Annotated in this window: 20 protein-coding genes; 7 read left to right on the forward strand and 13 right to left on the reverse strand. The window is 73.4% G+C overall.

The features are described 5' to 3' along the window. Position 1: 1 nt before the first annotated feature. From ACYVGN_RS09745 to ACYVGN_RS09755, 3 genes are all read right to left on the reverse strand, one after another. Complete coding sequence (locus ACYVGN_RS09745; RefSeq protein ID WP_134746737.1) at positions 2–649, reverse strand: response regulator transcription factor; 648 nt, start codon at positions 647–649, stop codon at positions 2–4. A gap of 70 nt (positions 650–719) precedes the next feature. Then, positions 720–1391 (reverse strand): Pr6Pr family membrane protein, encoded by a 672-nt coding sequence (locus tag ACYVGN_RS09750; RefSeq protein WP_460790431.1) that lies wholly within the window; start codon positions 1389–1391, stop codon positions 720–722. Between the two features lie 38 nt (positions 1392–1429). Further along, positions 1430–2719, reverse strand: a complete 1290-nt coding sequence (locus tag ACYVGN_RS09755; RefSeq protein ID WP_460790433.1) for a class I SAM-dependent RNA methyltransferase — start codon at positions 2717–2719, stop codon at positions 1430–1432. A gap of 50 nt (positions 2720–2769) precedes the next feature. On the opposite strand from ACYVGN_RS09755, the gene ACYVGN_RS09760 reads away from it, so the two are divergent. Next, the gene (locus tag ACYVGN_RS09760; RefSeq protein ID WP_055990344.1) at positions 2770–3420 is read left to right on the forward strand and encodes a Maf family protein; all 651 of its coding nucleotides are present in this window, start codon (positions 2770–2772) and stop codon (positions 3418–3420) included. A gap of 92 nt (positions 3421–3512) precedes the next feature. Further along, on the forward strand, positions 3513–5282 hold the full coding sequence (locus ACYVGN_RS09765) for an acetyl/propionyl/methylcrotonyl-CoA carboxylase subunit alpha (RefSeq protein WP_055990347.1): 1770 nt from the start codon (positions 3513–3515) through the stop codon (positions 5280–5282). 305 nt (positions 5283–5587) lie between these two features. Here ACYVGN_RS09765 and ACYVGN_RS09770 read toward each other — a convergent pair whose 3' ends face one another. The 9 genes from ACYVGN_RS09770 to ACYVGN_RS09810 all read right to left on the reverse strand — a co-directional run bounded on the left by ACYVGN_RS09770 (position 5588) and on the right by ACYVGN_RS09810 (position 16817). Next, positions 5588–6799: an acyl-CoA dehydrogenase family protein gene (locus ACYVGN_RS09770; RefSeq protein WP_460790435.1), complete on the reverse strand. Its 1212-nt coding sequence runs from the start codon at positions 6797–6799 to the stop codon at positions 5588–5590. A gap of 12 nt (positions 6800–6811) precedes the next feature. Beyond that, a complete protein-coding gene (locus ACYVGN_RS09775; RefSeq protein WP_460790437.1) occupies positions 6812–7645 on the reverse strand; it encodes an HpcH/HpaI aldolase/citrate lyase family protein in 834 nt (277 codons plus the stop codon). Next, a complete protein-coding gene (locus tag ACYVGN_RS09780) occupies positions 7642–8130 on the reverse strand; it encodes a MaoC family dehydratase (RefSeq protein WP_134745411.1) in 489 nt (162 codons plus the stop codon). Before ACYVGN_RS09780 ends, ACYVGN_RS09775 begins: the two co-directional genes overlap by 4 nt. Next, the gene (locus ACYVGN_RS09785; protein ID WP_460790438.1) at positions 8127–10040 is read right to left on the reverse strand and encodes an ATP-binding protein; all 1914 of its coding nucleotides are present in this window, start codon (positions 10038–10040) and stop codon (positions 8127–8129) included. Before ACYVGN_RS09785 ends, ACYVGN_RS09780 begins: the two co-directional genes overlap by 4 nt. Positions 10041–10046: 6 nt before the next feature. Then, complete coding sequence (locus tag ACYVGN_RS09790; protein ID WP_460790439.1) at positions 10047–11654, reverse strand: carboxyl transferase domain-containing protein; 1608 nt, start codon at positions 11652–11654, stop codon at positions 10047–10049. A gap of 35 nt (positions 11655–11689) precedes the next feature. Beyond that, positions 11690–13009 (reverse strand): dihydrolipoamide acetyltransferase family protein, encoded by a 1320-nt coding sequence (locus tag ACYVGN_RS09795; RefSeq protein WP_460790441.1) that lies wholly within the window; start codon positions 13007–13009, stop codon positions 11690–11692. Continuing rightward, positions 13006–14019, reverse strand: a complete 1014-nt coding sequence (locus ACYVGN_RS09800) for an alpha-ketoacid dehydrogenase subunit beta (protein WP_460790442.1) — start codon at positions 14017–14019, stop codon at positions 13006–13008. The genes ACYVGN_RS09795 and ACYVGN_RS09800 overlap by 4 nt, the downstream gene beginning before the upstream one ends. After that, on the reverse strand, positions 14016–15134 hold the full coding sequence (locus ACYVGN_RS09805) for a thiamine pyrophosphate-dependent enzyme (protein ID WP_460790444.1): 1119 nt from the start codon (positions 15132–15134) through the stop codon (positions 14016–14018). The genes ACYVGN_RS09800 and ACYVGN_RS09805 overlap by 4 nt, the downstream gene beginning before the upstream one ends. A 231-nt stretch (positions 15135–15365) precedes the next feature. Further along, positions 15366–16817 carry an NAD(P)H-quinone dehydrogenase gene (locus ACYVGN_RS09810; RefSeq protein WP_460790446.1) on the reverse strand — a complete coding sequence of 484 codons (1452 nt, stop codon included), beginning with the start codon at positions 16815–16817 and terminating at the stop codon, positions 15366–15368. Positions 16818–16922: 105 nt separating this feature from the next. On the opposite strand from ACYVGN_RS09810, the gene ACYVGN_RS09815 reads away from it, so the two are divergent. The 3 genes from ACYVGN_RS09815 to ACYVGN_RS09825 all read left to right on the forward strand — a co-directional run bounded on the left by ACYVGN_RS09815 (position 16923) and on the right by ACYVGN_RS09825 (position 19938). Next, entirely contained in the window at positions 16923–17747 is an 825-nt protein-coding gene (locus ACYVGN_RS09815; RefSeq protein ID WP_055990373.1) for a purine-nucleoside phosphorylase, read from the forward strand. 8 nt (positions 17748–17755) lie between these two features. Next, positions 17756–19426, forward strand: coding sequence for a phospho-sugar mutase (locus ACYVGN_RS09820; protein WP_460790448.1), 1671 nt, complete (start codon positions 17756–17758; stop codon positions 19424–19426). 107 nt (positions 19427–19533) lie between these two features. Further along, the gene (locus ACYVGN_RS09825; protein ID WP_268777925.1) at positions 19534–19938 is read left to right on the forward strand and encodes an aldehyde dehydrogenase; all 405 of its coding nucleotides are present in this window, start codon (positions 19534–19536) and stop codon (positions 19936–19938) included. Positions 19939–19956: 18 nt separating this feature from the next. On the opposite strand, the gene ACYVGN_RS09830 is transcribed toward ACYVGN_RS09825, so the two are convergent. Then, entirely contained in the window at positions 19957–20205 is a 249-nt protein-coding gene (locus ACYVGN_RS09830; RefSeq protein ID WP_055990379.1) for a hypothetical protein, read from the reverse strand. Between the two features lie 238 nt (positions 20206–20443). Between ACYVGN_RS09830 and ACYVGN_RS09835 the strand changes: the two genes are divergently transcribed. Together ACYVGN_RS09835 and ACYVGN_RS09840 are read left to right on the forward strand one after the other, a co-directional pair. Further along, entirely contained in the window at positions 20444–21373 is a 930-nt protein-coding gene (locus ACYVGN_RS09835; protein WP_460790450.1) for a type IV toxin-antitoxin system AbiEi family antitoxin domain-containing protein, read from the forward strand. Positions 21374–21474: 101 nt separating this feature from the next. Beyond that, the gene (locus ACYVGN_RS09840; RefSeq protein ID WP_460790452.1) at positions 21475–21729 is read left to right on the forward strand and encodes an HPr family phosphocarrier protein; all 255 of its coding nucleotides are present in this window, start codon (positions 21475–21477) and stop codon (positions 21727–21729) included. Positions 21730–21896: the final 167 nt, after the last annotated feature.

Raw genomic sequence — 21896 nt, forward strand, 5'->3', positions numbered from 1 at the left:
GTCAGTCCTCCGCGGACGCGTCGACGATGCCGTCCTCCATGGCGCGGCGCAGCAGGTCGACCTTGGTGGGCGCCGGGCGGCCGACCTCGATGTACTTCATCCGCACGCGGTTCACGTTCTCCTTGGCGGTCGAGTACGCGATCCCGAGCCGGCTGGCGACGATCTTGAGCGGCAGGCCCGCGGCGTACAGGCGCAGCACCTCGCGCTCGCGCGTGGACAGCTGCGCGTCGGCGAACTCCCGGTCGCCCTCGACCGCGCTGGCCCACTCGACGTTGTTGAGGGGTTCGCCGCGCGCGGCGGTGCGCACGGCCCCGAGCACGTCGTCCAGGGGCGACGCCTTGCTCACGACGCCCACGGCGCCCGCGGCGAGCGCCTCGCGCACGGCGGCGGGGCGATCGGCGACGGAGTGGATGATCACGGCGGACTCGCCGGCCAGCCGCGTCACGTTCTCGGTGACCGTGGTCCCGTCGCCGAGCGTGAGGTCCAGCAGCACGACGTCCGCCGGCCCCGCGCCGGTGGCGGCGCGCCACGTGCAGTACTCGTTCACGCCGGCGCCCGCGAAGACGACCTCCATGCCGTCCCGCTCGAGGGCCGCGACGAGCCCGAGGCGCACGGACTCGTGATCGTCGATGAGGGCCACGCGCGTCATGGGGAGAGCCTATCGGCGCGGACGGCGCTGTCCGCGGCGGGGCGCGGCGGCCGCGCGGCGCGGACGGGGCTCACTGACCGGTGAGCGCCGGCGCGGTCTCGCGGGGCGCGGCCGCGAGCCTCGCGACGGCCCGGTCGTAGCCGATGACCAGCGCGGCCAGCAGCGCGACCGCGACGATCATCGGCAGCAGCGAGACTGCGACCCCGAGCCAGCCGCCGATCCCGGGCTCCATGAACGGATACGGGATGCGGTCGTCCACGTGCGGGAAGACGACCGCCCGCAGGATCGTGAGCAGCCCGTACGCGAGGGGGTACAGCGGCCACCACGCCACGTCGGTCCATCGGGTGCGCCCCCTCGGCCCGAACGCGAGCCAGTCGAGCAGGAAGCCGATCGGCATGACGTAATGCGAGAGCAGGATCGCCACGCCCTCGAGCGCCACGGCCGGATCCGGATCCAGCACCTGGTCGAACGGGTTCGCCCAGTGCGACAGCATGGCGTGCGCGATGATGCCGACGAACACCATCCAGGTCGTGATCGCGCCCCGCAGGCGCGGCGCGGGGAGGTCGGTCGTGCCGCGGTCCAGCATCGTCCACACGCCCACGACCAGGTAGCCGAGCAGGATCGCGTTGGTCACGGTCGTGAGGAACGCGGACCCGTGCGACCCGGTCATGAACCCGAAGACCGACAGCCCGATGAGCAGGCACCGGTACCAGAGCTGCGGGGTCGCGAGAACGCGGGTCACGGCCCGATGATATTCCGGATCACGGGGATCCGCCCGGATCAGCGGGCGAGGATCGCCACGGCCTCGACGTGGTGCGAGTGCGGGAACAGGTCGAACGCCCGCAGCGACTGCAGCTCGTAGCCGGAGCCGCGGAAGTAGCCCACGTCGCGCGCGAGCGCCACCGGGTCGCACGCGACGTACGCCACGCGCGACGGGCCGAGGTCCGAGATCGCCTCGACGACCTCGCGTCCGGCGCCCGCACGCGGCGGGTCGAGGAGGGTCACGCCGCGCGTGAGCATCTCGCGGTCGAACAGGCTCGCCTGCCCGACCAGGCGGGCGAGGAAGCGGTCCACACGCGCCGTGACCGCCTCCGCACCGAGATCGGCCAGGTTCTGCTCGGCGTGCATCGTGGCCCGCGGCTCGGACTCGACCGTCGTGAGCCGCGCTCCCCCGGCCAGCTCGCCCAGCGCGGCGGCGAACAGGCCCACCCCGCCGTAGAGGTCGAGGTGCCAGGCGTCGCTCGTGACCTCGCCCAGCGCATCGCGCACCGCCCGGTCGAGCGTCGCCGCCGCCGCGCGGTGGACCTGCCAGAACCCGCCGGCGTCGAGCTGGAACTCCCGATCGCCGACGCGCTCCGTGAGGATCTCGGGCGCCCGCGTCTCCCGCGGTGCGGCCGGGCGTCGCCCACGGCCGCGCGCCGCGCGGTCCTTCGCGGGGCGCCGGATGGTGCGCACCCCGCCGTCGGCCGGCTGGACGAGGTCGATCCTGCCCTCGGGCGCCTTGCGCAGTGCGAGCGCCACGGCCTCGATCTCGGGCGTCGCGAGGGGGTGCGACTCGACGGGGATGACGGTGTGGCTGCGCGCCGCGTACGGACCGATGCGGCCGTCCGCGTCGACGTGCAGGCTCACGCGCGTGCGATAGCCCGTGCCGTCCACGGTGCCCGTCGCGTCCGGATGGTCGGAGCCCAGCACGGCCTCCGGGCCGACGACGTCCACGTCGACCGCGCCGCCCGCGAGGCGCTCGAACGCCTCGCGCAGCACCTGCGCCTTGAGAGCCCGCTGCCGGGGCAGGGCGATGTGGCCGAAGTCGGCGCCGCCGGGCCGCGCCTCGGGGGCGACCGAGACGTCCGCCTGCGGCCAGATGTGCGGGCGGCGGTCGGGCGACGCGTCGAGCACCTCGAGCGTCTCCGCGCGCGCGAACGACTTCTTCACGTCGGTCACCCGCGCGCGCACCCGCTCGCCGGGGAGCGCGTCGGGGACGAACACCACCAGGCCCTCATGGCGCGCGACGAAGACTCCCCCGTGCGCGACTCCGGTCACCTCGAGGTCGATCGTGTCGCCGTTCTGCATCCGTCCATCCTCCCAGAGCGCACCTGCGCGGACGCCATACCCTGGTCCCCATGCAGGTGCTGCTCGCGTCGACGTCCCCCGCCCGCCTGATGCTGCTGCGGCAGGCCGGCATCGAGCCTCTGACGATGTCACCCGCGGTCGACGAGGAGGCGGTGATCGCCGAGACGGAGGCGCGGGAGGGCAGGATCCTGCCGCCGGATGAGCACGTCCTGCTGCTGGCGCGTCGCAAGGCGGCCGACGTGGCCGCGCGGGTCCCCGCGGAGCGCCCCGGGTTCGACGGGATCGTGATCGGCGGCGACTCGATGTTCGAGCTGGACGGGATCGTGCACGGCAAGCCGTACACGCCCGAGGCGGCGACGGCGCGCTGGCGGGACATGCGCGGACGCACCGGGGTGCTGCACTCCGGCCACAGCGTGTTCCGGGTCGCCCCGGGCGCCGAGCCGGTCGAGGCGCACGCGGTCGCCGAGGCCGCCGTGACATTCGCGGCGGACGTGGACGACGCCGAGATCGCGGCCTACGTCGCCAGCGGCGAGCCGCTCCACGTGGCGGGCGCGTTCACGGTCGACAGCCTGGGCGGCGCGTTCATCGAGCGCGTCGAGGGCGATCCGTCCACCGTCGTCGGGATGTCGCTGTCGACCGTCCGCCGCCTGGTGCGCGAGCTCGGCGTGGCCTGGACGGACCTGTGGAACCGGACCGCGTAGGGCCCTCCTCGTAGACGACCCGACACGTTCTCGCCCTTTTCTTGTCGAGGGTGCTCAAAGGCGGATGCCCCGGCGTAGGTAGGCTGAAACCCATGCCTGCCATCGCCAAGGTGCTCATCGCGAACCGCGGCGAGATCGCCGTTCGCATCGTCCGCGCGGCCCGCGACTCGGGGATCTCGTCCGTTGCCGTCTACGCAGATCAGGACCGGGACGCGCTGCACGTGCGCCTGGCCGACGAGGCGTACGCGCTCGACGGACAGACCAGCGCCGACACGTACCTGCAGATCGACAAGATCCTGTCGGTCGCCCGACGCTCGGGCGCCGACGCGGTGCACCCCGGCTACGGATTCCTCGCCGAGAACGCCGACTTCGCCCGCGCGGTGCAGGCCGCCGGCCTGATCTGGATCGGCCCGTCGCCCGAGGCGATCGAGGCGCTCGGCGACAAGGTCACCGCGCGGCACGTCGCCGAGAAGGTGGGCGCTCCCCTCGCCCCCGGCACGCCGGGTCCCGTGGACACGGCCGACGAGGTCGTCGCGTTCGCGAAGGAGGTCGGCCTGCCGATCGCCATCAAGGCGGCGTACGGCGGCGGCGGCCGCGGCCTGAAGGTCGCCCGCACGCTCGAGGAGGTCCCCGAGCTGTTCGAGTCGGCCACGCGCGAGGCCATCGCGGCGTTCGGCCGCGGCGAGTGCTTCGTCGAGAAGTACCTCGACAAGCCGCGCCACGTCGAGACCCAGTGCCTCGCGGATGCCGAGGGCAACGTCGTCGTGATCTCCACGCGCGACTGCTCGCTGCAGCGCCGTCACCAGAAGCTCGTCGAGGAGGCGCCCGCGCCGTTCCTGACCGACGAGCAGAACGCCACGCTGTACGAGGCGTCCAAGGCCATCCTGCGCGAGGTCGGCTACACCGGCGCCGGCACGTGCGAGTTCCTGATCGGCGCCGACGGCACCATCTCGTTCCTCGAGGTCAACACGCGTCTGCAGGTCGAGCACCCCGTGTCCGAGGAGGTCACGGGCATCGACCTGGTGCGCGAGCAGTTCCGCATCGCCGCGGGCGGCACGATCGACTACGACGACCCGACCCCGGTCGGCCACTCGATCGAGTTCCGCATCAACGGCGAGGACCCCGGCCGCGGCTTCCTGCCGCAGCCCGGCCCGATCCACGTCTTCAAGACGTTCGGCGGCCCCGGCATCCGCCTCGACTCGGGCGTGACCGCCGGCGACTCGGTCAGCGGCGCGTTCGACTCGCTGCTCGCCAAGATCATCGTCACCGGCCGCGACCGCGCCGAGGCACTCGAGCGCTCGCGCCGCGCGCTCGACGAGTTCGAGGTCGCCGGCCTGCCCACCGTGCTGCCGTTCCACCGCAAGGTCGTCCGCGACCCCGCGTTCACGGCCGAGAGCGGCGAGTTCGGCGTGTACACGCGCTGGATCGAGACCGAGTTCGAGAACGACATCCCCGCCTGGGACGGTGAGCTCGAGGCGCCCAAGCCCGCCGAGTCGCGCCACACCGTGGTCGTCGAGGTCGCCGGCAAGCGCCTCGAGGTCAGCCTGCCCGACCGCATCGCGCAGGCGCCCGGCACCGCCGGCCGCCCCGCGATCGTGCCGCCGTCGCGCCGCAGCCACGCGGCCGGCGCGGTGACCAGCGGCGCCTCGGGCGACGCGCTCAAGTCGCCCATGCAGGCCACGGTCGTCAAGGTCGCGGTCGAGGAGGGCCAGACGGTCGTGAAGGGCGACCTGGTGGTCGTGCTCGAGGCGATGAAGATGGAGCAGCCGCTGCAGGCCCACAAGGACGGCGTGATCGCCAAGATCGACGCCACCCCCGGCACCACGGTCCCGGCGGGCCACCAGCTCCTCCAGATCAGCTGACGCGCGATGAGACTGGTCTCGGGCGACGAGACTGGTCTCGCCGCGACCAGTCTCGTCGCCCAGGACCAGTCAACGCATGGTGTGGTCCACCGCGGAGTGCGAGTCGCGTCTCAGCCGTTTCGTCTCCGCTTCGCTCCGCTCAACGACCGACACCGAGCCCGGGTCATCTACGGTCGTGCGAGCGAAGCGAGCGTGGAGCGAAGCGACCAATCGCAGCGCGAAGCGCTGCCGAACGGAGCGTCAGCGACGTTCCTCGCTCGCGAGTGTCCGGCGCGGAGCGTCGGCGCGAGCGTGCGAGACGCTCCTCAAGAGAACGCGTTCTCGAAGCCGAGGCTGCGGGCGATGACGCCGAGCTGGACCTCGGTCGAGCCCTCGCCGATCGTGAGGATGCGCGCGTCGCGGTAGTGCCGCGCGACCGGGCTCTCGTTCATGAAGCCGTAGCCGCCGAAGATCTGGGTGGCGTCGGCGGCGTTGTCCATGGCCGCCTCGGAGCCGATGAGCTTCGCGAGCGACGCCTGGGTCGTGAACGGCAGGCCGGCGTCGATCCGGCGGGCCGCGTCGTGCATGACGGCGCGGGCCGCGGCGACACGGGCCTGCATCCGGGCGATCGTGAACGCGATGTGCTGGTTGTCGCCGATCGGCTTGCCGAACACCACCCGCTTCTTCGCGTACCGCACCGCCTCCTCGAGGCAGCCCTGCGCCGCGCCGACGCACAACGCCGCGAACGCCACGCGCCCCTCGTCGAGGATGCTCAGGAAGTTCGAGAACCCGCGGCCGCGCTCGCCGAGCAGGTTCTCCTCGGGCACCCGCACGCCGTCGAACACAAGGGGATGCGTGTCGGACGTGTGCCAGCCGACCTTGTCGTACGCGGGCAGCGCCGTGAATCCCGGCGTCGGCACGGGCACGATGATCGACGAGAGCTCCGGCCGGCGCGTGCCGTCCTGGGCGCGGCGCTCCCCCGTCACGGCGGTCACCGTGACGACGCTCGTGATGGGCGTTCCGGAGTTCGTGATGAACTGCTTGGTCCCGTCGATCGTCCACCAGCCGTCCTGGAGCGTCGCCGTCGTCTGCGTCGCGCCCGCGTCCGATCCCGCCTCGGCCTCCGTGAGACCGAACGCCGCCAGGTTCTCGCCCCGCGCGAGCGGCGGCAGGTACGCCCGGCGCTGCTCCTCGGTGCCGAAGCGGTAGATCGGCATCGCCCCGAGGCCGAGACCGGCCTCGAGCGTCACCGCGATCGACTGGTCCACGCGCGCGAGCTGCTCGACCGCGATGCACAGGTGCAGGTAGGTCTTGCCCTGGCCGTCGTACTCCTCCGAGATCGGCAGGCCGAACAGGCCCATCCGCCCCATCTCGGCGATGATCTCGAGCGGCAGGCGCCGCTCGGTGTCGTACCGGTACGCCGCGGGAGCGACGACGTCATCCGCGAAGGCGCGCACGCGATGCGCGAGCTCCTGCAGCTCGGGCTCGAGCATCTCGGTCCCGGGGACCGGCGTCCGGGTGGGCGTGACGATCGACATCGTCGTCTCCTTTCACGGGGCGGGGCTCGTGGCCCCGCGGGCTTCGCGCGCGAGGATGGCGCGCGCGTGTCTGAGGACCGGCTCGTCGACCATGCGCCCTCGGAAGCGGAAGACGCCGCGGCCCTCGGCGAGGCGTGCCTCGGCGAGCAGGTCGCGCGCCCATGCGATCTCGTCGTCCGACGGCGCGAAGGCCTCCCGGATGGGCGCGACGTGCGACGGATGGATCGCGGCCTTCGCGCCGAACCCGCTCGCCGCCGCGTCCTCGGCCTCGGCGCGGCAGCCGTCGACGTCGGCGATGTCGAGGTGGACCGCGTCGATCGCGGTCTTCCCCGCCGCGCCCGCGGCGAGGAGCACGCTCGACCGCGCGTGCATCGCGACGGCGCGGTAGGCGCCCGCCCGGTCGCGGCTCGAGGTGCCGCCGAGCGACGCCACGAGGTCCTCGGCGCCCCACATGAGCGCGACGACGCGGGGATGCGCCGCGATCGCGGCCGCGTTCACCACGCCCGCCGCGGTCTCGCACAGCGCCACGACGTCGAGGTCGCCCAGCGCGTCCACGTCGTCGGCGCCCTCGGTCTTGGCGAGCATCACGACGCGGTACGGCGAACTCCGGACAGCCGCGAGATCGTCGGCGAGCAGGCCCGAGCGCGCGTCGCTCACCCGCACGATCGTGCGCGCGGGGTCGATGGCCGAGGCGGCGACCGCAGCGCGCGCGGCCTGCTTCGCCTCCGGCGCGACGGCGTCCTCGAGGTCCAGCACGACCGCGTCGGCCCGTTCGGCCGCCTTCCCGAACCGGTCGGGGCGGTCCCCCGGGCAGAACAGGATGGCCGGGCCCATGTCGAAGCTCACACCGGCCTCCCCTGCATCAGCACGGCGCGCACGGCGCGGGCCACGATCACGCCGTCCTGATTGCGGCCGATGTGCTCGAGCGTGACGATCCCCTGCCCCGGGCGCGACCGGGACGCGCGGGTCTCGACCACGCGCGTCTCGCCGTAGAGCGTGTCGCCGTGGCGCATGGGCGCCGGGAACTCGACCAGCGAGAAGCCGAGGTTGGCGACGATCGTGCCGTTCGTGAGCTGCCCGGTGGACATCCCGACGATCGTCGCGAGGGTCATCATCGAGTTGACGAGCCGCTCGCCGAACTCCGTCTGCGCGGCCCAGTGCGCGTCGAGATGCAGGGCCTGCGAGTTCATCGTGAGCGTCGTGAACAGGACGTCGTCGGCCTCGGTGAGGGTGCGACCGGGGCGATGCTCGTAGACGACGCCGGTCTCGAACTCCTCGAACCACAGCCCCCGCTGGGTGATGCGGCGTTCCTCGGATCCAGACTCGCTCATGAGGCCTCCTCCCTCGCAGCGACGGTCGCGAGCTGCTGCCCGCGCGCCACCGCCTGTCCGAGCACGGCCGCGAGGCTGACGACGCCCGCGATGGGGGCCCGCAGCACGTGCTCCATCTTCATCGCCTCGACGCTCACGACCGCGGCTCCCTCCTCCACCAGCGCGCCGTCGTCGACGTGCACGGCCACGACGGTGCCCGGCATGGGCGAGGCGAGTCCCGGCGCGGTCTCGCGCCGGGCGCGGCGCCCGGGCGTCGGGCGCGCGACGCGATGATCCCCGTCCGGGCCCGTCACCCACAGGGCGCTCCCGTCAGGCTCGGCGAGGACCCGGATGCCCTCGAGCTCGCAGAGCCGCACCTCCCGTGACGTCCCCGCGCGCTCGACGGTGGCGGTGCGACCGTCGCCGGCGAGCGTCACGGTCACACGCTCGTCGCCGTCGACGTAGCGCAGCACCGCCCCGCGGGCGCCCGACACGCGCCACCCGTCGGCCCGCCACGGCCCCGTGACGGCGGGGACGTCGTGCAGGGCGCACGCCGCGAACGCCGCGTCGGGCACGGGGTCGCCCGCGAGCGCCGGGGCCTCGCGGTCCACCAGTCCGGTGTCCAGATCGCCCGCCACGACCGCGGGCACCGCGAGCAGGCTGCGCAGGAACCGCACGTTCGTCACGACGCCCGGCAGGTGCGTGTCGGCCAGCGCGTCGGCGAGGGCGGCGACCGCCTGCCGGCGCGTGGCGGCGTGCGCGACGACCTTGGCGAGCATCGGGTCGTAGTGGGCGCCCACGACCGTGCCGGCCTCGACGCCCGCGTCCACGCGCACGGCGCGCGGCCACCTCACGTCGATCAGGCGCCCGCCGGTCGGCAGGAAGCCCGCCGCCGGGTCCTCGGCGTAGATCCGCGCCTCGATCGCGTGGCCGTCGAGACGGATGTCCTCCTGCGCGAGCGCCAGGCGCTCGCCCGTGGCCACGCTCAGCTGCTGCTCGACGAGATCGACGCCCGTGACGAGCTCCGTGACCGGATGCTCCACCTGCAGGCGGGTGTTCATCTCCATGAAGAACGGCTCGTCCGGGCGCGCGCCCGACACGATGAACTCGACCGTGCCCGCGCCCGTGTACCCGACCGCGCGCGCCGTCTCGCACGCGGCCCGGCCGATCGCCTCGCGCTGGGACGCATCCAGCAGCGGGCTCGGCGCCTCCTCGATCACCTTCTGGTGCCGGCGCTGCAACGAGCACTCGCGCTCCCCGAGGTGGATGACCGTGCCGTGCGCGTCGGCGAGCACCTGCACCTCGATGTGCCGCGGCTGCGCCACGAAGCGCTCGACGAACAGGGTGTCGTCCCCGAACGCGGCGGCGGCCTCGCGGCGCGCCTGCGCGAGCGCGGCGGGCAGCTCCTCGGGCCGGTCGACGCGGTGCATGCCCTTGCCGCCGCCGCCCGCCGACGGCTTGACCAGCACGGGATAGCCGACGTCCGCGGCGCCCGCGACGAGCGCGGCGTCGTCGAGGCCGGCGCGCGCGATGCCCGGCACCGTCGCGACGCCGCGGGACTCGACCGCGGCCCGCGCGCGGATCTTGTCGCCCATGGTCTCGATCGCGGACGGCGGCGGCCCGATGAACACCAGGCCCGCGTCGGCGCACGCGCGCGCGAACGCGGCGTTCTCGGAGAGGAAGCCGTACCCGGGATGCACCGCCTGGGCGCCCGCGGCGAGCGCCGCGGCGATGACGGCGTCGCCGTCGAGGTAGGAGCGGCGGGCGTCGGCGGGGCCGATCCGCAGCGCCGTGGTCGCGGCGCGCACGTGCGGCGCGTCCGCATCAGCGTCCGAGTAGACGGCGACGGACGCGATGCCCATCCGGTCGAGCGTGCGGATGATCCGGAGCGCGATCTCGCCCCGGTTGGCGATGAGGACGGTGTCGAACATCGCCGGTCACATCCGGAACACGCCATAGCGGATGTCGGGCAGCGGCGCCTGTCCGACGACGTCGAGCGCGAGCCCGAGCACGCGGCGGGTGTCGGCGGGGTCGATGACGCCGTCGTCCCACAGCCGCGCCGTGGAGTAGTACGGCGATCCCTGCTCCTCGTACCGGGCGCGGATGGGATCCTCGAACGCCTGCTGCTCGGCCTCGCTCCACTGCCCGCCGTCGGCCTCGATCTGCTCCCGCTTGACGGTGGACAGGACCCGCGCGGCCTGCGCGCCTCCCATCACCGACACGCGCGCGTTGGGCCACAGCCACAGGAAGCGCGGATCGTACGCGCGCCCGCACATCGAGTACGTGCCCGCCCCGAAGGATCCTCCGACCACGACCGTGAGCTTGGGGACCCGGGCGCAGGAGACGGCCGTGACCATCTTGGCGCCGTGCTTGGCGATCCCCCCGCGCTCGTACTCGGCGCCGACCATGAAGCCCGTGATGTTCTGCAGGAACACCAGCGGCACGCCTCGCTGATCGCACAGCTCGATGAAGTGCGCGCCCTTCTGCGCGCTCTCGGAGAACAGCACGCCGTTGTTGGCGACGATGCCCACCGGGTGGCCGTGGATGCGCGCGAACCCGGTGACGAGCGTGGTTCCGAAGCCGGCCTTGAACTCGTGGAACGCGCTGCCGTCGACCAGCCGGGCGATGATCTCGTGCACGTCGTACGGGGTCTGCAGGTCGACGGGGATCGCCGCGGCCAGCGTGCCGGGATCCACGAGCGGATCCTGGGCCGGCACGACCTCCCACGGCGGCGCCGGGCTGTGCGGCAGGGTCGCGACGATGTCGCGCACGATGCTGAGCGCATGCTCGTCCGACTCGGCCAGGTGGTCGGCGACGCCGGACACGGTCGCGTGCAGCTCGCCGCCGCCGAGCTCCTCGGCCGTCACGACCTCGCCGGTTGCGGCCTTCACGAGCGGCGGGCCGCCGAGGAAGATCGTGCCCTGCTCCGCGACGATGACGGTCTCGTCGCTCATGGCCGGGACGTACGCTCCGCCGGCCGTGGAGGATCCCATCACGCACGCGATCTGCGGGATCCCGTCGGCGCTCATGGTCGCCTGGTTGTAGAAGATGCGGCCGAAGTGCTCGCGATCGGGGAACACCTCGTCCTGCATCGGAAGGAACGCGCCGCCGGAGTCGACGAGGCTGATGCACGGCAGCCGGTTCTCGCGGGCGACCTGCTGCGCGCGCAGATGCTTCTTGACCGTGAGCGGATAGTAGGTGCCGCCCTTCACGGTCGCGTCGTTCGCGATGATCATGCAGCGGCGGCCCGACACGAGCCCGAGGCCGGTGATGATGCCGGCGGCGGGCGCCTCGTCGCCGTACAGCCCGTTCGCCGCGAGCGGCGAGAGCTCGAGGAACGGGCTGCCGGGATCCAGCAGCAGGTCGACGCGCTCGCGCGGCAGCAGCTTGCCCCGTGCCGCGTGCCGCTCTCGCGCGCGGGCGGGTCCGCCGAGCGCGGTCGCGCGCAGCCGCTCGCGCAGCTCCGAGACGAGCCCGCGTATGGCCTCGGCACGGGCGGTCGCCTCCGCGCCGCCGGGGTCGACCTGCGTCGTCAGCCGCTCCATCGCCGCCCTCCCGTCGCCATCCGCGTTCGTCCCCGTCAGCCCCGCGCGAGCGCGAGGGCCGGCCGCTCGAGCATCCGCCCCACGTCGCGCAGGAACACGCTCGCCTCGCGCCCGTCGATCACGCGGTGGTCGAACGACACCGTGAGGGTCATGACCTCGCGGAGCGCGATTCCGCCGTCGTGCTCCCACGGCAGCCGGCGGACGGCGCCGAGCGCCACGATCGCGGACTGTCCGGGCGTGAGGATCGGGATGCCGCCGTCGACGCCGAAGACGCCCACGTTCGAGACGGTCAGGGTCGACGAGGTGAGCGCCGCCACGCCGATCGATCCGTCGCGCGCCTCGCCCGCGCGCGCCGCGATCGCCTCGGCGAGCTCGGTCGCGTCGAGGCGGTCCGCGTCGTCCACGCTCGCCACGACCAGCCCCCGGTCGGTCGCGACCGCGATGCCGAGGTTGATCCGGCCGTGGAACTCGATCTCCTCCTCGTCGGCATGGAACGTCGCGTTGACGCCGGGCGTTCGCTTCGCCGCCAGGACGATCGCCCGGCACGCCAGCGAGAGGAGCGTCGGCGACGGCGCGCCGTCATCCGCCGGATCGCGGGCGAGCCGCAGGGTCTCAGTCACGTCCGTCTGGAGGAAGCACGCGGCGTGCGGCACCGCGAGCGCGGCGGTCATGGCCTTCGCCGTCTGCTTGCGCAGGCGGCTCACCCGCTCCCGCCGGGAGGCGGGTGCCGCCGGACCGGCTGCCGAGCGCTCGAGGTCCTCGCGGGTGATCAGACCGCCCTCTCCCGTCGGGACGACCGCCGCGAGATCGATGCCGCGCTCCTTCGCGAGCCGCCGCACCGGCGGGAAGGCGCGCACACGGCGCCGCTCCTGACGCACGAACGGCGTCTGCTCGAACGTGCGCGCGGCGCGCTTCGGCCGCCGCCCGTCGGCGACCTGCACGGATCCCACGAGCATGGCCACGCGCTCCGCGGCCGGCTCGCCCTGCTCCTTCGGCGACGGGGACGACTCCGCCGGCCCGGGCTCGGCGGGCTCGGGCGATGCGGGCTCGGGCACGGCGGGCTCGGGCTCGGCGGCGGGCGCCGGTGCGCCGCCGGGCGCGGACGGGCCGCCCGCCCCCTCGACGTCGTATTCGACGAGCGGGGCGCCCACCTCCACGGTGTCGCCCTCGGCCGCATGGAGCCGGCGGATCACGCCCGCGTAAGGGCTCGGCAGGTCCACGACCGCCTTGGCGGTCTCGACCTCGGCGATGACCTGGTTGAGGGCGACCTCGTCCCCCTCGGCGACCTTCCAGCTCACGATCTCGCTCTCTGTGAGCCCCTCGCCGAGGTCGGGCAGCCGGAACACGACGCTCATCGTGCGCTCCCTTCGAGCAGCTCGTGCGACGAACGCCGCCCGAGCGTCCGGTCGACCGCGTCGAGGACGCGGTCGAGGCCCGGCAGGTAGTGCGACTCGATCGCGGAGGGCGGGTACGGGGTGTCGTATCCCGTGACCCGCTCGGGCGGCGCCTCCAGCGCCGCGAAGGCGCGCTCGACCACGCTCGTGATGAGCTCGCTCGCGACGGACGCCTCGGCGGGCGCCTCGTGCGCCACCACGAGCCGCCCCGTGCGCTCGACGCTCGCGACGACCGCGTCGACGTCCAGCGGCGAGATCGAGCGCAGGTCGACCACCTCGATCTCGATCCCCTCGTCGAGCGCCGCGGTGGCGGCCTCGAGCGCCGTCTGCACGAGCGGGCCGTACACCGCCAGCGTGACGTCGCGCCCGCGGGTCAGCAGGCGCGCCGATTCCAGGTCGCGCGCGATCGCGACATCCACCTCGCCCTTGGTCCAGTACCGGGCCTTGGGCTCGAGGAACAGCACGGGGTCGTCGCTCGCGATCGCGGCCCGCAGCGTGGAGTACGCCTCCTGCGGATCGGCCGCCGTCACGACGCGCAGCCCGGGGGTGTGCGCGAAGTACGCCTCGGGAGACTCGCCGTGGTGCTCCACGGATCCGATGCCGCCGCCGTACGGGAGCCGGATGGTGAGCGGCATCCGCACCCGCCCGCGCGTGCGGAAGCGGATCCGCGCGACCTGCGCGATGATCTGGTCGAGCGCCGGCAGCACGAAGCCGTCGAACTGGATCTCGACGACGGGCCGCGCACCGCGGTACGCCATCCCGACGGCCGCGCCGATGATGCCGGACTCCGCGAGCGGCGAGTCGATCACGCGATCCGCCCCGAACCGGGCCTGCAGTCCGTCCGTCACCCGGAAGACACCGCCGAGCCGGCCGATGTCCTCGCCGATCAGCACCACGGCCGGGTCGGCGTCGAGCGCGTCGCTCAGCGCCCGGCCGACCGCGCGGCCGAGCGTGAGCGTCTCGGCGGTCATCGCAGCCCCTCCACGCTCGCCGTGAAGGCCCGGTGCTGCGCACGCTGACGCTCGAGGCGGCGGGTGGGCTCCACGTAGACGTGGTCGAACATCGACTCCGGGGCCGGCGCCGCGATCCGGTCGGCCGCGGCCCTCACCTGCGCCGCGATCGCGTCGCAGCGGATCGCCGCCTCCTCGCGGATGCGGTCGACCGGCGCGCCGATCCGCGCCAGGTGCCGCTCGAGGCGGTCGATCGGATCCTTGGCGTGCCACGCGGCGACCTCGGCGTCGTCCCGGTATCGGCCCGGATCGTCGGTCGTCGTGTGGGGTCCCATCCGGTAGGTCACGGCCTCGACGAACGTCGGGCCACCGCCGGTGCGCGCGCGCTCGGCGGCAATGCGCACGGCCGCGAGGACGGCGAGCACGTCGTTGCCGTCCACACGCAGCGCGGGGATGCCGAACCCGGTCGCCCGCAGCGCGAGCGGCGTCCGCGACTGCACGCCGACCGGCTCGGAGATCGCGTACTGGTTGTTCTGGCACAGGAACACGACCGGAGCGCGGAACGAGGCCGCGAACACCATCGCCTCGTTCACGTCCCCCTCGCTCGTGGCGCCGTCGCCGAAGCAGGCCAGCGCGATGTCGTCGCCGCCGTCGCGGCGCGCGGCCATGGCGTAGCCGGTCGCGTGGAGCGTCTGGGCGCCGATGATGATCTGCGACGGCGCGAGGCGCTGGGCGAACGGATCCCAGCCCGACAGGGCAGCGCCCTTCCAGACCGCGAGCACGTCCGCGAGATCGGCTCCGCGCAGGACGGCCAGAGCGTGCTCGCGATACGAGGGGAAGACGAAGTCCTCGTCGCGCAGCGCGCGGAGCGCCCCGACCTGCGCCGCCTCCTGGCCGCGCAACGGTGGCCACAGCACCAGCGCGCCCTGACGGGTCAGCGCGAAGGCCTCCTCGTCGACGCGGCGCACGACCGACATGTCGACGTACAGGTCGGTGAGGACCGACTCGTCGACGTCGCCGAGGCTCTCGTCGAGGAGCGGGGACGCCCTCCGGGAGCCCTCGGGATCCAGCACGCCGAGCGGCGCGTCGAGTCCCTCGATGAGCTCGCTGCGGGGCACGGGCAGGGAGATCGACATCCGCGGAACCTCCTCGTTCGCGCGGCACCTTGTGGGCGCCATCGCCGTCCTGGTCCGGACACGGCACACGCTACGCCCGCGCCGCAGACCGAGCAATGGGATCAGTCAGAACGACGCAGATTGCTCACCAGATCGAGAGCATCCGGACGGATCGCACAGCACAACACCGCCCGGCGGCGTGATCTCGGCGCTTCCCGCACGCTGCCCGACGATCGGCGGGCGCGAATCCGATCAGGCCGAGGTGAAGCCGCTCGTGTCGACGTGGTGCATCGCGCGGGCGGCGTCCGTGATGGATCCCGTCAGCGACGGGTAGGCCGCGAACGCGCGCGCGAGCTGGTCGACCGTGAGGCGGCGCTCGACCGCGATCGACAGGGGGAAGATCAGCTCCGACGCCTTCGGCGCGACGATCACGCCGCCGATCACGGTGCCCGACCCGGTGCGCGCGAACAGCTTCACGAAGCCGTCCTTGACGCCCATCATCTTGGCGCGCGGGTTGGCGGCGAGCGGCAGCATGCACACCTCGCCGTCCGCGGTGCCGTCGTCGATCTGCCGCTCGGTCCAGCCGACCGTCGCGATCTCGGGGTTGGTGAAGATGTTGGAGGCGATCTTGCGCTCCTCGAGCGGGATCGCGGTGTCCCCCATCGCGTGGAAGACCGCCGTGCGGCCCTGCATCGACGCGACCGAGGCCAGCGGCATGAGGGTCGTGCAGTCGCCCGCGGCGTAGATGTTCGGCACGGACGTGCGGCTCACCTTGTTGACGCGGATGTGGCCGGACTCGGTCATCTGCACGCCGGCCTCCTCGAGGCCGATGCCCGCGGTGTTGGGGATCGCGCCGACCGCCATGAGGCAGTGCGATCCCTCGACCGTGCGGCCGTCCGACAGCGTCACCACGACGCCGTCGCCCGTGTTCTCGACCTTCTCGGCGCGCGACTTCGCGAGCAGCTTCATGCCGCCGCGCTTGAACACCTTCTCCAGGACCTTGGCGGCATCCACGTCCTCGCCAGGGAGCACCTGGTCCCGGCTGGAGACCAGCGTCACCTTGGCGCCGAGGTTCATGTACGCCGAGGCGAACTCCGCACCGGTCACGCCCGAGCCGACCACCACGAGGTGCTCGGGCAGGGTGGTCAGGTTGTACAGCTGCTTCCACGTGAAGATGCGGTCGCCGTCGGGCCGCGCGGCGGGCAGCTCGCGCGGCGTCGCGCCGGTCGAGACGACGATCGTGTCGGCCTCGATGCGGTCGAAGTCGGTGCCGTCGGGACCGGTCGAGACGACGACGGCGTCCTCGCCCTCCAGGCGGCCGTGGCCCGCGATGATCCGGACGCCGGCCTCCAGCAGGCGGCTGCGCATGTCCTCGGACTGCTGGCCGGCGAGCGCGAGCAGGCGCTTGTTGATCGCGAGCAGGTTGATGGCGATCTCGGGCTTGAGCGGCTTGCCCGTGTCGCCCTTCGCGTAGAACTGGACGCCGAGGTCGCCGGCCTCGGCGATCGCGAGCGCCGCGTCGGCCGTCGCGATCAGGGTCTTCGACGGCACGACGTCGCTGATGACGGCCGATCCGCCGATGCCCGCGCGCTCGACGACGGTGACGTCGGCTCCGAGCTGGGCGCCGGCGAGGGCGGCCTCGTAGCCGCCCGGCCCTCCGCCGAGGATCGCGATGCGCTGCCTGCGTTCGAAGTCGAAGACCATGCCCCCCATTGTTCCCCACGGGCGTCATCCGGGCGACCGACGTGCGGACGACGCGGGAGACCGCGCGCGAGCCGGAAAGCGGAAACCCCGAACTATCGTGGTGCCATGACGAACGCCCATCCGCTGGAGGCCGCGGCCTCCCCCTTCGAGGTCGCCCGGACCGCGGCCTCCGACATCGCGCGCCTGACCGGCGTGGAGCGCCACGACATCGCCGTCACGCTGGGCAGCGGATGGGGCCGGGCCGCCGAGCTGATCGGCGAGACCGTGGCCGAGATCCCCGCGACCGAGGTCACGGGCTTCTCCAAGCCTGCCCTCGAGGGCCACGTCGGCACCATCCGCTCGCTGCGCACGGCCGGCGGCCGCCACGTGCTCGTGATCGGCGCTCGCACCCACTACTACGAGGGCCACGGCGTGCGCCGGGTCGTGCACAGCGTCCGCACCGCGGCCGCGACCGGTGCGACGACGATGGTCCTCACGAACGGCGCGGGCGGCATCCGGGAGACGTGGCGGGCGGGTCAGCCGGTGCTGATCAGCGACCACATCAACCTCACGGCGGACTCGCCGCTCGAGGGCGCGACGTTCATCGACCTCACCGACCTCTACTCGGCGCGGCTGCGCGAGATCGCCCGCTCGGTCGACCCGTCGCTCGACGAGGGCGTGTACTGCCAGTTCCGCGGGCCGCACTACGAGACGCCGGCCGAGGTGCGGATGGCGCGGGCCATCGGCGGCGACATCGTCGGCATGTCCACGGCGCTCGAGGCGATCGCCGCGCGCGAGGCGGGCATGGAGGTGCTGGGCTTCTCGCTCATCACCAACCTCGCCGCCGGCATCTCGCCCGACCCGCTGAGCCACGAGGAGGTCATCGACGCGGGCCGCCAGGCCGAGCCGGTGATCTCCGGGCTCCTCGCGAAGGTCATCGAGCGCCTGTGAGCGCGGCGATGGACGGAGTGCTCGCGCAGGCGCGCGCCTGGCTCGCGCAGGACCCCGACGCCGAGACGCGCGACGAGCTGGCCGGCCTGATCGAACGCGCGGAGGCCGGCGACCCGGACGCCGCGGACGAGCTCGCGGACCGCTTCGACGGCCGCCTGCAGTTCGGCACGGCGGGACTGCGCGGCGCGCTCGGCGCCGGCAGCAACCGGATGAACCGCGTGCTCGTGGCGCAGGCCGCGGCCGGATTCGCCGAGTTCCTCCGCGAGCGCGACAGCGCGGGCGCACCCACCGTGGTCATCGGCTACGACGGTCGGCGCAACTCCGACGTGTTCGCGCGCGACTCCGCCGAGATCTTCGCGGGCGCGGGGCTGCGGGCCATCCTGCTTCCGCGTCGCCTGCCCACGCCGGTCTTGGCGTTCGCGGTGCGCCACCTCGGTGCAGACGCGGGCGTCATGGTGACCGCGAGCCACAACCCGCCGAACGACAACGGCTACAAGGTGTACCTCGGCGGGCGCGACGAGGGCGCGCAGATCGTGGCGCCGTCCGACGCGTCGATCGCGGCCTGCATCCGCCGGGTCGCCGACGGCACGCCCGTCACGGAGCTGCCGCGCTCGACCGACTACGAGATCGCGGACGACGCCGTCGTCGAGGCGTACGTCGCCGCGACGGCCGCGGTCGGTCCCGCCCCCGAGGGCGCGGCCGGCACCCGCTGGGTGTACACGGCCATGCACGGGGTGGGCTGGGAGACGTTCGCGCGCGTGCTCGAGGCCGCCGGCTACCCGGCCCCGACGGTCGTGGCCGAGCAGATCGAGCCCGACGGCGCGTTCCCGACCGTGGCGTTCCCGAACCCCGAGGAGCCGGGAGCCATGGACCTGGCCTTCGCGACCGCGCGCGCGGCTGACGCGGAGTTCGTGATCGCCCACGACCCGGATGCCGACCGCCTGGCCGTGGCCATCCCCGTCCCGGCCGGCGAGGGCGAGGGCGGATGGCGCCGCCTCACCGGGAACGAGGTGGGGCTGCTCCTCGGGCGCCGTGCCGCGCGGGCGCACGCGGGCGAGCCCGGCGCGTCCCTGGCCTGCTCGCTCGTCTCCTCGCCCGGCCTGGGCGCCCTGGCGGAGAAGCACGGGCTCGGCTTCCACGAGACGCTCACGGGGTTCAAGTGGATCTCGCGTGCGCCGGGCCTGGTCTTCGGCTACGAGGAGGCCCTGGGCTACCTCGTCAACCCCGGCACGGTGCGCGACAAGGACGGCATCTCGGCGTCCGTCGCGTTCCTCCAGCTCGCCGCGGAGGCGCGCGGGCAGGGGCGGACGATCGCCGATGCGCTCGACGACCTGACGGCCGAGATCGGCTTCTACGCGAGCGGGCAGGTGTCGGTGCGCGTCGACGACGTCTCGGTGATCGCGTCCATCATGGCCACGCTGCGCGCCGAGCCGCCGGCCGCGTTCGGCGAGCGCTCCGTGACCGAGGCGACGGACCTGCTGCAGGACCCCGCACGGCTGGGCGGGGACGTGCTGCGCTACGGCCTGGACGACGGCTCGCGCGTGATCGTGCGGCCGAGCGGCACCGAGCCGAAGCTCAAGGTCTACCTCGACGTGCGCGGCGAATCGGCGGCGGACTCGGCCGCGCGCCTCGCGGCCCTCGAGGCGTCCGTGCGCGAGCTTCTCGACCGCGTGTCCTGAGTCGCCGCCGGCGGCGGGGCGGCCCCTTGGCGGCCCCGCCGCCGCGACGTACCATGCCCGCAGGAGGACCGGTCCGCGGGGCCGGCGCAGACCGAAGGGATCTGGACATGGGCATGATGATGGACATGATGCAGGCCATGCCGGAGGCGTCGACCTCGGGCATGGACATGGCGATGATGCAGGAGTGCATGGAGGCGTGTTCGGCCGTGAGCATGACCGCGACCATGTGCGCGGACGCGGACATGGGCGAGGACATGGCCACGTGCTCGGCGATGTGCGCCAACATGGCCGACGTCGCCACGGCGACCATGCGCATGATGATGCGCCCGATGGGCTACGACTCGGCCGTCATGCACGCCATGATGACCGCCTGCATGACGATGGGCGAGGCCTGCGCGGCGGAGTGCCGCATGCACGCCGAGATGCACGAGCACTGCCGCATCTGCGCCATGGCGTGCGAGGCGATGGTCGAGACCTGCCGCAAGGCGATGGCCTCGATGTCGATGGCCTGATCTCGTCAGGCCGCGCGCTCAGCGGCGGCGGGCGCGGATCAGCTCGCCGCCGACGGCCAGCACCTCGGCGACCGGGTGGAAGGCCACCGGCTCCCCCGCGCCGAGGCGCACGCGCGCGTCCAGGAGGATCCGCTCCCCCGCGAGCGTGACGAGCGCGACGCCGTCCGCATCCGCGCACATCGCGAGCGCGTCGATCCACGCGCTCGGCCATGCCGAGACCACGGCGCGCTGCATCGGCAGCACTTCCCGGATCACGTTGTCGCTCATGCCCCCACGGTAGGTTCGACGCCGCGCCGGTGTCACGCGGCCCGTCACACGCCGTCACAGACTGGGGCGCCCCGCGAACCCGCGGTGCTTCGCCGAGCCCGCGGTTGATCGACCGCGGGCTCGCCGGATGAGCGCGGGTTCGGCGACATGTCGTCCACAGCCCCGCGAAAGGGCGGGTTGTGCGGGTCGGTGCGGCGCGGCCGAACGGCTCCGTGCGCGGAGGAGCAGGCTCGCGCGCATGAACGAGCCTCTCACCGTCTACACCCGCGCCGACCTCGAGGAACTCGGGATGACCGATCGCGCGATACGGAAGGCCGTGGCCGAGGGACGCGCGCATCGCATCCGACCCGGTGCGTTCGTGAAGGCCTCGGAGTGGCGAGCCGCGCACAGCGAGCAGCGGCAGCGGGCCGGCGCGCAGGCGGCACTCCAGGCCGCGCGGGGCCGTCCCGTCCTCGCGGGCGTCACGGCGGCCGCCGTCCAGGGGCTGCCGCTCTTCCGCGAGCGCGATGACCGCGTTCACGTGCTCGCCGGCGCGAGCCGGGCGGCTGCCGCGAACGCCTTCGTGGTGCGCCACGAGGCGCCGCTCGACGATCAGGATGTCGTCGACGTCGACGGCATGCTCGTCACCTCGCTCGACCGCACGGTGTTCGACCTGATCCGCGTGATGCGCCCGGAAGCGGGGGTCGCCCTCACCGACGCCGCGCTGCGGCTGGTCCCCGTCGAGCATGAGTTCCGCGATCGCCTGCGCGAACGCATCGCTCGCGCGCCGGGGGCACGGGGCATCCGACGGGCGCGGATCGTCGCGGATTTCGCGGATTCACGCGCCGACTCACCCGGAGAGAGCGCGAGCCGATGGTTCCTCCACGTGCTGGGCTTCCGCGTCATCCGGCTCCAGGTGCACTTCCTCGGCCCGGACGGCAGCGACCTGTGGGTCGACTTCGGATTCAAGAAGGGGCACGGCGAATTCGACGGCGCGAGCAAGTACACGGATCCGCACTTCCTTCGCGGGCGGACGCCCGAGCAGGCGCTGATCGACGAGAAGCGGCGCGAGGACTGGCTGCGCGGGATCACGCAGGAGCCCTTCGCCCGCTGGATGGATCGCGACATGCCGAACGCGCGCGCCCTCGGCGCCCGGCTCGCCTCGTTCGGCATCCATCCCGACGAGTGATCGCCGAACCCGCGCTGCTTCACCGAGCCCGCGGTTGATCGACCGCGGGCTCGCCGGATGAGCGCGGGTTCGGCGACGACGGGCGCGGGTAGGTTGAGGACATGGTGCAGCGGAGCGTGACGATCGGCCTGGCGCAGGGGCTGCACGCGCGCCCGGCGGCCGAGCTGGCGCGGCTCGCGCAGGCCGTGGAAGGGCGCCTGCTGATCCGGGCCGGCGAGCGGGCGGTCGATGCGGCGAGCGTCCTGGCGGTGATGGACCTCGCGCTGGGCGCCGGCGACCGCGTGGTGCTCGAGGCCGAGGGATCCGGTGCCGAGGCGACGCTGGACGAGGCCGAGGCGCTGCTCGCGCCGCGCTAGCTGTACCCGGTCGGCACGTTGGTGACACTCGGGTAGGGAGAAGGCCTCCACGATTGGTGGTGTCTAACGTCACCGAAGTGGAGGCCTTCTCTTGGTTCACCGTAATGCGCGGCTCACTGTCGCGGGCCGTCTGATTCTCGTGCGCCGGGTCCTCGCCGGCCGTCCTG

This window comes from Microbacterium lacusdiani (assembly GCF_054779895.1).